This is a genomic window from Paenibacillus sp. FSL A5-0031, from assembly GCF_001956295.1.
GTDB lineage: Bacteria > Bacillota > Bacilli > Paenibacillales > Paenibacillaceae > Pristimantibacillus.
In genome coordinates this window covers 410405-422292 of sequence record NZ_MRTD01000005.1, presented here as the reverse complement: position 1 = coordinate 422292, position 11888 = coordinate 410405, and the positions used below count along the sequence as shown (strand labels likewise).

Genomic DNA, 11888 nt, shown 5'->3' with positions numbered 1-11888 from the left:
ACCCTGGCGCTTCAAGTACATTAAAATCCGTGAAGCTAAGTCCGAATGCCATAAGGACTGGGAAGGCGGTGAAGATAAAGAAGAGTATGAAATATGGAGCAAGGAGTACATAGCCATGCCGTTTCATACTAATCTCGCCTCGTAGATGAGCAAGCCTCTTCCGCCTCTCGCTAGGCTGCTTCTCCAATCTGCTTGTACCCTGCAATTCAATGCTTGCTTGATTTGGGCCTGACAATACAACCGCCCCCTCTCTCTAGTTTGGCAAGCCGAACTCTTTTCGTTTTTTCACAATTTCCTCATTAATAAATTTCGTATAATGGTCTATCGCTTCACGTGGATCCTCGTTAGAGATAACGACGCTGCGGAACGCATTGTCAAGATGACGGCCAGTGAAATATCCGCCAGCAACCTCTGGCAATCCCTTTGCCCATTTCCACTGCTCCATTAATACGTTGTAATCCTTCACCTGCCAAGGAATCCGAGCCACCGCTTCCAGATTAGCTGTGGAAGTTCTTCCAGCCGGCCCGAAAATGGCTTCAATTTCAAGACTGTACTTCGCCTGTACGTCCGTGCTGGTCCACCAATCTAGGAAGGACCATGCTTCCTCCTTATGCTTACTGTCCTTCAGCATAATAGCAGCGGTTCCAGTTGCAGGAACTTCCCGGTGAATAGTGCCGTCAGCCTGCTCAAGTCCTGGCACAAGAGTAAAATTCCATAGTCCTTTCAGCTCCGGTGCAACGACGTTGATGAGATTGAATCTCGTATAGTCAGCAATCGCGATTGGCATCTCTCCACTGCGGAAACGGTTGACGAAGTCGGTCGTTAACGGCAGCTTATAGGTCGTATATAATTCCGTCCAATCGATAAATGATTTTACAGACACCTCAGTATCTAGTGCGCTGGCTTTATCACCTTTGCGATAAATTTCCCCGCCGTTTTGGAACAGCATCGTGCCAAAGGTAAAGTTAACCGGCAATGTAGCGTTATCTTGTACGTTCGCCCCCGTTTTCACCAAAACCTGAATAGGGAAGCCGAATAACAGATTTTGCTTCTGCAGCTCAGGAATGATCTCAAAGACATCCTCCCATGTTTGCGGAACCTCCAGATTCATTTCCTCGAGAATATCCTTCCGATAAAATAAAACCGGAAATTGCTGCTCAATAGGCAGCGCGAATGTTCCCTTATTAAATTCATAAGGAACTAATGCGCTCTCATGGAAGCGCTGCTTCACCTTGTCGAACCCAGGATATTTGGATAAATCCTCCACTGCATTCCGCAAGGCATAATTGACTGGCTTATCTTCCGGCAGAGCGAAGGAAACATCAGGACCGCGTCCTGCCAGCATGGCTTGCATGAGCACGCCTTCACTGACCACTTTTATGTCGACGGCAACTCCGGTTTCAGGAGTAAATGACTCATCAATAAGCCGCTTCGCAATTTTTGCCTGATCAATACCCTGCGTCATCCACACCGTGATTTTTTTACTGCCTTTCTCCGTCGAACTGAGCAGATTGTAATCGGTGAAGAAAGAGAGCATGAACGTACCCACTTGATGCTTCATTCTTTTGAAAAACTTCGCTTTGACAGCAGGCATTTTCTTATCAGGAGAGGCGATGACAAGATAATCAATCGATAAAGGCATATAATTGATAGAATAAATCCAATCTCCTAATGAGCTTGTATTGGATTTGAACGTCTCTAACCGGCGTGCTATTGTCTCTGGAGCATCTACCATGTCTTGCAGCTGAAAAATGAGCCGATTCAATGAAGCTGTGCGATCACTGCTGCCGCCAGATATTTTCTCTACACGCTCAACTATAGATTTCAACACTTCAATTTGTTTGGTGAAAACTTCAATCATCTCTGGAATTTTTTTATCAAGCTGATAATCCCGATATTCATCCGGTACCGTGCCCGTCACCATAATAATGCGCCGGAAAATATAATTTAGATCCAGCACGCTGGACTCCACTGTTCGCAGCAGCAATGCCATTTCTCCGAGTGTCACTTCAAGCTTAATCTCGTGCTTGCCTTTCGTTAAATAATATTGGTACGGACTCTTCCCGTCTCCAAGCTCATTCATTTCCCAGTTCGTTGAGAAACCAAAGGCAATGCCATCAGCCTCCTGAAACGGCAGCTTGCCGTCAATATACATTTTGCGATAAGAAATCATACCTCGTTGAAAGCTTTGTTTATATTTAATGCCGATATGATAAAGTCCATCTTCCGGCACTTCTATATCCCAAGTCATCCACTGACCGGATTCCGACCAGTTGAAGCCGCCAATCGTATTAAGTCGGATTTGAGACATATGATAAGGCTCGGTAGACGGGCTACTGCGATCCATCATCGGATAAAGTACTTGACTTGACTTCAAGGACGCTAATTCCCCTTGAACCTTGATCATGACATCAGAAGCATCTTTATAACCATTCGATTCATATTCAGCGGCAACCGCTTCGTAACCCTTCGCTTGTTCAACTTGGTTCAGCTTGATAGAACGAATCAGCATCTTTTCCTTTGCGGAAACTAAAGTGATGCTGTGCTTCCCTTGAGAAAAATAATATAAATAGGGTTCATTGTGGCGACCATCCGCACTTTGTGCGTACGTCTCCTGCCACATCGGCAGCTCTACCTGCTGGACATGGGTGTCATTCCCACGCTTATCACGTGCAATTTCCGCTTTGCTCGTCCACACTCTTCCGAACACTAAGTTTCTGCTCTCAGCAAACGGCGCTTCTCCATCAACCAGCAGCTCGCGGTCAATATCCGCACCTTTACCCTCCATTGGGTGAAAATTTATTGCAATATTATATAAACCTTCATTCGTTACATCGAACTCCCATGAGATACTTCCCGTTTCATCCGATTCAACCGCATTGCCCGCCAATCCAGCCATGTCGTTAACGACGTTAGCCTTCATGTCTACCACTTTAGAGAAGGTATCTCCTGGGATGATAATCTCTTGATCAGGCCTAGGTGCATTCTGATGCTTCACCAAATATTGGTCGTATCCGTTCTCACTCTTACTACCGAGCATCTGCTCCGAGATAGTTTCAGATGTATCAGCAGCATTTGAGGCTGCCTTTACCGTGGACATCCCCTTTGATTGAAAGCTCTGGGGCAGGATACACACAGCAGAGAGCGTGACTAAAAGTACTACCTTGACTATTCCATATTTATTGACGTTGGCCATATGGAATCCCCCTTCCCGCTTATGAGCAGCACCCCAACCATAGAAATGAATTGGGGTGCGCGCAGCGTTTTATGCAACCAAATCCTATTTCTTCAAAGTCACATCAATTGCAGCCTGAGCAAGCGGTTTAATTCTCGCAAGTTCACTTGCGGGTGTCGCTTTTCCTGTCATGATATTATTAATCGCTTCATCGAAATAACCCTGGAAGCCATCATAGGCAAAGAACTGCATCACCGTTCCGTTACCAAGCATTTTACGTAGTGTATTGAGACCCTCTTCACTTCTAAAGTTAGCTTCTTCTCCACGAATTACGCCATCATAGCCTTTTTCAGGGTTTCTCTCATAAAGCTCCTGCCAAACTGTCATAACTGCTTTAGGGTTTTCTACATCCGCCATCAGATGCCACATGTTTACAGTTATTGGAACAACATATTCGGTTGCTTTAGGACCCTTAGGAAAGAATACATAACCCCAGTCATCGGCCAGGCTGCCATTGAAATCTGCTGAAACCCAACGAGCTCCAGGATAGAATAGCGCTTTACCTTCCACAAAAGATCCGCCCACAACTTTATGAACATTGTATAAATCGGAGACAAACTGTATAGCTTCTAATGCTTCCGGTCCCTCAAATGTAATTTGGTCATCTTTCGTTACAGATCCGTTATTGGAGTAAATGAAAGGAAGCGTTAGGCTCGAAGCTGTATCGTAAGGAGTTACGCCGAATACGCCATCCTTCGTAGCGGCTTTGGCCATCGCTAGAAACTTATCCCAAGTCCATTCCCCCTTTTCCTGCAATTCATAAGGATCTTCTAAACCGAATTTTTGAATTAACGTTTTGTTATAGTAGAATCCATTGCCGTTATTGTCCTTGTCAGTGAAGCTGTACTGCTTCCCGCCGTAGCTGCCATTCTTCAACATAACTTGATTCCAGTTAGGGTCTTTCATATCCACTAGGTCGTCAATATTGCGAAGATACCCCTCACTAACCATCTTTGGAATCGCCCATTCCGTCGGAATCATAATAATGTCGGCAAAAGGCTGCCCTGCTACGGAAGTTGTTACTATTCTTGATTGAATCTCAGCGAAAGGTACAGTTACATACTCAATTTTCACATTGTATTTTTCCTCTGCTTTGCGCTGCATTTCCTTCTCTTCCTCATTCAAATAGTTTTCCATTCCCCACCATTGCCCGATGCGGATCGTTCCGCCTTTGAAGTCAATCTTCTCATCGACTGGCGCAGTTGATGGTGGCGCTTCAGTTGCCGTCTCTTCGACGGTCTCCGTTGTAGGAGCCGGGGTTGGCTCATCCTTAGGCGCATTAGATCCGGAATTTTGCGAGCAGCCAGTAAATACAAACATTGCAAAAACCAGCATCATCGTTAATAATTTTAGCTTCATTCTTCTTTCCCCCTTAATATCATTTTTTAGATACATTCCTTACTAAACCCAAATGAATGATCGCCTAATGTATAAGGATTGGAGCATATTTGAAAGCGGTTACATTTGGTTGTAATCCTAATTATAAGAGTTTGGTTTAGAGCGAGGTATCTGTACAAATTCATACTTTTTCTACATAAATAACCTAAACGATAAGGTCCATCAAATCTCATAATAAATAACGATAGATTATCTAAAAATTTTACATACTAATACACCGTGAGCAGGTATACCCTCTAATAAAAGAAGCGCCTACGCGAGCTTCATCTCCGCACGGAACCTTGATGGCGTGGTACCAACAACTTTTTTGAAAATTTTTGTGAAGTAGAAATAATCCTGATATCCCGCCTTTTCTGCAATTTCACCCACCATTAAATTAGTATTGCCAAGCAGCTTGCAGGCATAGGTAATGCGTAATTTGGCGATATATGCTGTAAACGTCTCACCTACTTCCTTTTTGAATAATTGACTGATATAACTAGGGTTTGTATAAAACTTGATCGATAAGCTCTGTATCGATATATCTTGAATGTAATTTTGATTCACATAGTTCAGAATAGCTCTAAAGGTTTCATTGCTAATTTCTTGTGAGACGTTTTCAGTCGCTTCAAGAATATATCTGCTTACATATTGACGTAAACAATGAATCATTTCAGATAGAGAGCCAAAAGAAGCAAGCAGCAGTTCATTGCTATATAACATCTTATCGGACAGCTCAATTCCAAACTGGTACATGAATGAAAGTACGATATTATAAAGCTGGAGTGCATGGCTAATTGTCAGACTTCCTTCTCTGAACAGGACGAGTACTTGGTCAAAAGCAACATTCGCAGCAGCTATATCACCTATTCGAATAGCATCATCAATTCTCTTCAGCATTTCGTTAAAAGGTTTGCGTATCGGGGTTTTTTTGCGAAATATCGCTGCTTTACCAGTAATAAAATAATGATCAGCTAATGAATTCGCGATTTCAACCGATTCCTTTAGTTTCTCTATTTCTGTTATTTTTTCACTTACGCCAATTCCACGGATCCGATCAGGCATCCCTTTGCTTATTTCATTAATTGTCTTCTCCAATTGAGCCCAGGCCACGAGATACAGTGACTTTGATCTTCCGATCTTAACCTGCAAATAGTTCTCTGAAGCCTGTAATGACTCATTACCGATAGTGGAACAGACGATTAGGCCAACTCCATCATTAAAGCCATCCATTAAGCCATATTGTTCGAGCTTGTGTGTAAGCCTATTGCGATTTGTTTCGTTTGGTTCTTCCAAAAATAATTGAAGTGGATTTTCAGCTGTCTCATGTTGTGCTTCATTATTTTTCTTGAATTTGCTTAGGATCGATATAATATCCTCTTCATCGAACGGCTTAAGGCAATAAGCAAGCGCACCATAAGAGAGCGCCTTCTGCGCATAAGCAAATTCTGCATAGCCGCTTACGACAATAAATTGCGCTTTATGCGGAAGCTCACGTGCTTTTTTAATAAGCTCCAGACCATTCATACCTGGCATACGGATATCGGTGAATACGATATCGGGAAGTATAGCTTCAAACATGGTCAGTGCCTCTGTCCCGTTATGAGCCATTCCTACAACCTCAAACCCATAAGCATGCCAATTAACACTCGCCTTAAGACTCTCAGCAACCCATGCTTCATCATCAACTAGCAGAACCTTATAATACATTCGAAAATTCCCCCTTCGTCGACAGCTTCACCGTTACCCGAGTTCCTTCACCTTCCTTGCTAGCAATATCAAGTCCATACTCTGAACCACAGATCAGCTTGATCCTTACATTCACATTGGCAAAACCGATGCTGTTATCTCTCTCGCCTATCAGCAATCCACTCGGCTCCGAGTCCGACAATGTAGATTGGACCCGCTCCAGTTGAGCTTGATTCATCCCTACCCCATCGTCCTCAATGACGATAATCAAGTCTCTGTACACATCCAGATAAGCGCTTATCCTTAATAAACCTTGCTTTTCATTTAACTCTAGTCCGTGATAAACCGCATTTTCGACAATTGGCTGCAAAATCATCTTCGGCACATGGCAGTTGCGGGCAAGACCATCGATATCAAATTTCACACTAAAGCGGGTACCAAAACGCAGCTTTTGAATTTGTAAATATGACTCGATGATAGAAAGCTCCGTGTCCAAGGGAACATTTCCTGCCCCCTTAACGCTGTAATGAAATATACTTCCAAGCAAAGCGGCAGCCTCTCTAATTTCAAGAACCCCTTTTACTGCAGCCATTCCTTTGATCATTTCCAGCGTATTATAGAGAAAATGAGGATTAATTTGGCAGCGCAGGTATGCAAGCTCAGCTTTCTTCTTCTCTAGCTGCATGAAGGAAAGCACCGCATTTGTATCCAGAAGCTCTTTGGCTAAGGAATCGTTCTTGTTAAGCAAAATGTTGCTTGTAATAATAGTGAACATAGCTGCTGCGATAACAGCTCCAAACACAAATATCCAAATAAAAGAAAAGTGAATCGCGTTCATGTCGCGCATCAGTGCGTCTTTAGGGACCATATCTACAATCTCGCTCGAATATTTTTCACTGTTTGAGCTAATGATCTTAGCCATTTGCAAATAGCTGGTGCATAAGATGAAAAGTAAGACAAAGGTGATGGATAACGCGATTATGGATAACTGTGAACGAATCGAAAGCTTACGCAGCAAGGACACGTCTATCGCTCCATTCTCATGCGTAGGTTGATGAAAATGATGTGGGGACTCCCTACTAAGAAACTGATAAATAAAAATATCAAGCGCTTAGCAGGAAGTTATGGTGTTAGTAGGTGCCATTCAGATGGATGCGGCTTCGAGCAATCGTCGATGTACTTGCTGAAATGCTGCTGCATCGGTATTTGCTTCTGTAAAGCTTCTCATGCAGGAGTTTACTAGCTCATCCGCTATTTTACGGTCAGCTTGAGCTATCTGTTGAAGCAATTCATAATCCTCAATGCCCATCCTCATCGACTCCAGCCTCATGCTTAGCCAAGGTCCATTCGTACCCGGATAGACGATATGGGTATCGCCGGCAGGCACCCTTTTGGTATGAACGATTGGAGCAAGCATGGGATTCGTCAATTCAAATGGATCTTGGCCTTCCAGGTAATAATTCAATCCCCAGTGGAGATAGCCATCCATTTTGTATAAGTAATTGCCCCAGTGCAGAAATCTTGTTTTGAGAAGCGGAATATCTAGAAAGCGATTCATATAATGACCGCCTGGGTTCCAGCATGTATAAAACCATAATGTATCGCCGCCAGCCTGGATTCTTTCGTAAGCCGATTTGTTGCGATCATAGTCCCTATTCGTTGGCACCCAAATATCTAATGCTCCTTCCAGTTCCGTATGAATGATTGCGTCAATAAGTGGAACCCCCGGCATGAACTTTCTAACTATGCCTGCCAAGACCCGATAATCTTGAGCCGACTCTTCAAGCGGTTCATCAGCAATATGCTGTACAGTTAAGCTCATCCAGCCGTTAGTGGCAAGGAACTTGTTCCAGGAAGATAGGTATTGCGATATAAATGTATAGCCTTCCGGGCTTGTTGCTTTTATGTTGGTATCATAGTTTAAAACGAAAAACGAATCGTCCCAGCCTCTTCGACCAGCTATATGCCCGCCTTCTATACGGGTGAAGCCCAGACCTAGAAACATTTTGATTAACGTCTCGACACGCGAGAAGTCAAATTCATAGCTGCCTTTTCCCGTTTCCTTGATATCAACCAATTCCATGCCGACTAAGAAATGAGTTTGACGAGTCCGGCGCATCGCTTCTCCGTATTGGTAAACCATGTTCCAGAAGGGCTCCGACCATTTTTCGAGGTTATGCCACTTTGCTATATTGCCAAATGAGAACCAATTCGTAATCGACAGCGTTTCCTCTTTGGCAACTTTAGCTTTAAACACCTCTATTTCAACAGGAACGACATAGCTATTGCCATCAATATGGAAACGCAGCTCCCCGACATGCTGATGTGGATTTGCGGATTCGTCCACTTTCCAGCAAACATATAGGGCATCTTTTTCAGCACGCGCTTGGAATTCCTCGCCGACCGGCTTTAGAGCATCGTATACACGGAACGGCGCAAGTCGTGTTACATAATCGGCTGGAGTGCCTACAGGTACGGTGGAATAATCAGGCCCTGTATTCTCATTCACCTGAACATCAATGAGCTGATACATAGACGTATTTTTCACAAATTCAGAATCGGCCGAGACATATTCCCATGTTATTTCCGTATTAGAAGGGAGTCCCTCCAACAAGATTTGGCAGCCAATATAGGTGCCTCGCGCCGTCTCTAGATTAATGCTTCTCGCCCCTGCATTTGATAATTCAGTATCCGGATAAACCCACTCATTCACATCGAATATTTGCCAATTCATCAACAAGCCTCCTCGCTCAAGCTTTTATAATTAGTCGGACTGGTTCGGATGATGCTCAGGCAAAACCGCAATCGTTCCGTCATTTTGGCGAATCCATGTATCGAAATTCCGCTCGCCTGCCTTTAATCGGATAACTCTTGCCCCCGTTTGAAAATGATCCTTGCGGACATTATCCACATAACTCACATATCGCGTAGATCGGCCGTAACAAAGACGGATACCATGCATCGTTCCGCTAAAGTCATTCGCATGATCATGGCCAACAAACGTCCCCATAACATCTCCCATCTCCACCATCGCCGAGAAGAAACCGGAATTTATAACAGGTGCGCTTACTCCATCAAAGCAGTGTCCCAGACAAGTCTGATTATTCCATACCTCTTGATACTCCGGCAGAGGAATATGAAAGAACGCCAATGCTGGTAAGGGCGAATCGTTGTTAATGGACGACAATTTCTGCGATTCAGAGACATACCATTCAATTTGATCTCTTCGAATCCAGTCATAGCCGCCAACCGACGGGTTAGAAGAATAATCACCGCTGTCGAGGAAATACAAAGCAGCGGCCGTTTCATCATTTTGGTCAAGAAGAGTAATGATATAATTACCAGACCCGCTTACATTCGGAGGATCGGCCTCAGCGACACAGTAGCTGTGGGCTAGCTGTTCTTCATGCATTTGCTCACGAGAAACGGCTCCTTCTGAATCATGATTGCCGAATACAGCTGCCCATGGAATGCCGCTCTCCTCCGCTACCGCGACAGCATCGCGTAAGGATTGAATCGGATCATTTCCTCTGGCGCTAGCTGTAACATCACCGGCAAATACGATTAGATCCGGCTTCTCTTGTTTGATAACGCTTTCCATTGTCTCCCTCGTCATGCGATTAAATTCCGGTGTATCCGGGTCATAATCTCCCGCGTCTATAAACTCCACATCGGAGAATTGGACAATGACGAAGGTACCATCCTCACGAAATTTCATTTTATTGCTCATCCGGCTGAGCTCCTTTCACTGTAAAGAATGCTGTACTTGAATTGTATGAACACAGCCCATTTCACTCTACCAGAATAGTGACTATCTACTAACAGACTGGTGACTTCATTGCTTTCTATAAGCTGCGGCAAAAAAAAGCCGCCCAATTAATCGGGCGGCGATGAAAAACAACGAAAAAATTCAGCTATTCGAGCTGCCTGAAAGCTTCCTAAACTGCTGGGGGTTCGCTTGATAGACACGCTTGAACATTTTAGAGAAGTAGGAAAAGTTACTATATCCAATCGATTGAGCGATCTCTGAAATCGGCATTGTCGAGCTGGCAATCAACGCTTTGGCAATCCGCATCCTCTCGTTAAGCAAATAATCTGTAATACTCATCCCTACCTCCTTTTTAAACAAACGGGAGAGATAAGCAGGATTGAGATGAACGTATTCCGCGAGCATTTCCCGGGTGATATTCTCCCTGAGATGATCAGCAATATATGCTTTAAGACGCGGAATGACTGACTCTTCCTGAAAGAGATAGCAATATACCTTTTGAATCAGATTTATACCCCACTCTTCCATCTGCTCTAGCGTACGCGGAGGCGCTTTCATTTGAGGGACGCTAGTGTCTTGAAGCAGTTGATGGGCAGAGAGACCTTTCTTCTGCAGCAGGTAGTGAATCATCTGCAGAAATCCCTGATAATAGGCTTGCAGCGCGTTTGCTCCAAATCGTCGATCCGAAGCCAGCTCCTGAAGACTATTCCTCAGCTGCTGAACCAGCTCTTTTTCTTTGCCGTTTTCGAGCAGCAGCGCCCAAGCCGTAAAGTCAGGCAAGCAAGGATCTGGAAAAGGATCTGGACTCTGCTTGCTAAGCCAGTTCAGCTGATTGGACTCACTGAGATTATTGTACTCCATGGACAACAGCGTCTTATACATCACCGTTAGCTCATGCAGTCTCACAGGCTCACCGATGTAGCAGGATACCGTACAGTTTAAGTATTGACTGCAAGCATCAATATACATATTGCATCTATCACCAATACGATCACGAAGCGTGGACTCCTCTTCCGGTGAGAAGTAGAGGATAGCCAACGTGACACCGTTCTTGGTCTGAACGACCTCTCCTCGTGAGTCGGCAATCAACAGCTCGGAGGAGGATTGACGAATGGCGTACTCCATCACTTCCTCATCCCGCGTGCTGAGTTCCCGCTTCCAATTTTCTACGCTGACTATGACTGGAAGCAGTCGATCATCCGGCTTCAATGTTATGCCGTACTCAGCTGGCAGGCTGCAGTTGTCATTCTCTCTAGCCACAATACGTTCTGACAGCAGATCGTACCAGAAGCGTTCGCTAAGCAGCGTCTTTTTTTTGTTCCACAACTCATAATATGGCTTGTATTGTTCGCTCTGTACCAGTTCTGCACTCTTCTTATTCACACTAAGAATAGCTTTCCGGATCGCTTCTTCCAAGACTTCATATTCCACAGGCTTCATCATATAGTCAAAGCTGCTGAGCTGAACGGCCCGCTGCATAAACCTAAAATCGTCGTGAGCCGTCAAGAAGATCGTCTCCGTATTCGGGGAATTCTCGTTTACCCACTCTAGCAATTCGATTCCTGTGTTTTTCGGCATTTCGATATCACTAATCATGATTTGAATTTCTTGCTCCTGAAAGATCTTAACAGCTTCCCTCATGTTATAGGCATCGAATACCGCAGAGACACCTAGTGCATCCCAGTTGATTGCATCCTTTATCCCCATGACGGAGTACATCTCATCATCAACAATCAGAACCTGCAAGCTCTTCGCCTCCTGCTATCATGATAAATCTATTGGAATCAAAAACATGGCTATTATAATCCGAGCCAAAGC

The 11888-nt window shown here is 44.3% G+C and carries 7 protein-coding genes and 1 pseudogene; all 8 read right to left on the bottom strand.

The genetic code is table 11. The features are described from left to right. Nucleotides 1–235: pseudogene (locus BK120_RS35730) on the bottom strand (sugar ABC transporter permease); the annotation flags it as partial. Nucleotides 236–253: 18 nt separating this feature from the next. Next, a complete protein-coding gene (locus BK120_RS12115; protein ID WP_076267733.1) occupies nt 254–3196 on the bottom strand; it encodes an extracellular solute-binding protein in 2943 nt (980 codons plus the stop codon). 84 nt (nt 3197–3280) lie between these two features. Next, complete coding sequence (locus tag BK120_RS12110; RefSeq protein ID WP_076267732.1) at nt 3281–4594, bottom strand: ABC transporter substrate-binding protein; 1314 nt, start codon at nt 4592–4594, stop codon at nt 3281–3283. Between the two features lie 291 nt (nt 4595–4885). Next, nucleotides 4886–6322 carry a response regulator transcription factor gene (locus BK120_RS12105; protein ID WP_076267731.1) on the bottom strand — a complete coding sequence of 479 codons (1437 nt, stop codon included), beginning with the start codon at nt 6320–6322 and terminating at the stop codon, nt 4886–4888. After that, complete coding sequence (locus BK120_RS12100; RefSeq protein ID WP_076267730.1) at nt 6312–7325, bottom strand: sensor histidine kinase; 1014 nt, start codon at nt 7323–7325, stop codon at nt 6312–6314. The genes BK120_RS12105 and BK120_RS12100 overlap by 11 nt, the downstream gene beginning before the upstream one ends. A gap of 120 nt (nt 7326–7445) precedes the next feature. Then, the gene (locus tag BK120_RS12095) at nt 7446–9035 is read right to left on the bottom strand and encodes a DUF4091 domain-containing protein (protein ID WP_076267729.1); all 1590 of its coding nucleotides are present in this window, start codon (nt 9033–9035) and stop codon (nt 7446–7448) included. Between the two features lie 30 nt (nt 9036–9065). After that, nucleotides 9066–10031, bottom strand: a complete 966-nt coding sequence (locus tag BK120_RS12090; RefSeq protein WP_076267728.1) for a metallophosphoesterase family protein — start codon at nt 10029–10031, stop codon at nt 9066–9068. A 180-nt stretch (nt 10032–10211) separates the two neighbouring features. Continuing rightward, nucleotides 10212–11816, bottom strand: a complete 1605-nt coding sequence (locus tag BK120_RS12085) for a response regulator transcription factor (protein WP_256710865.1) — start codon at nt 11814–11816, stop codon at nt 10212–10214. Between the last annotated feature and the right edge of the window lie 72 nt (nt 11817–11888).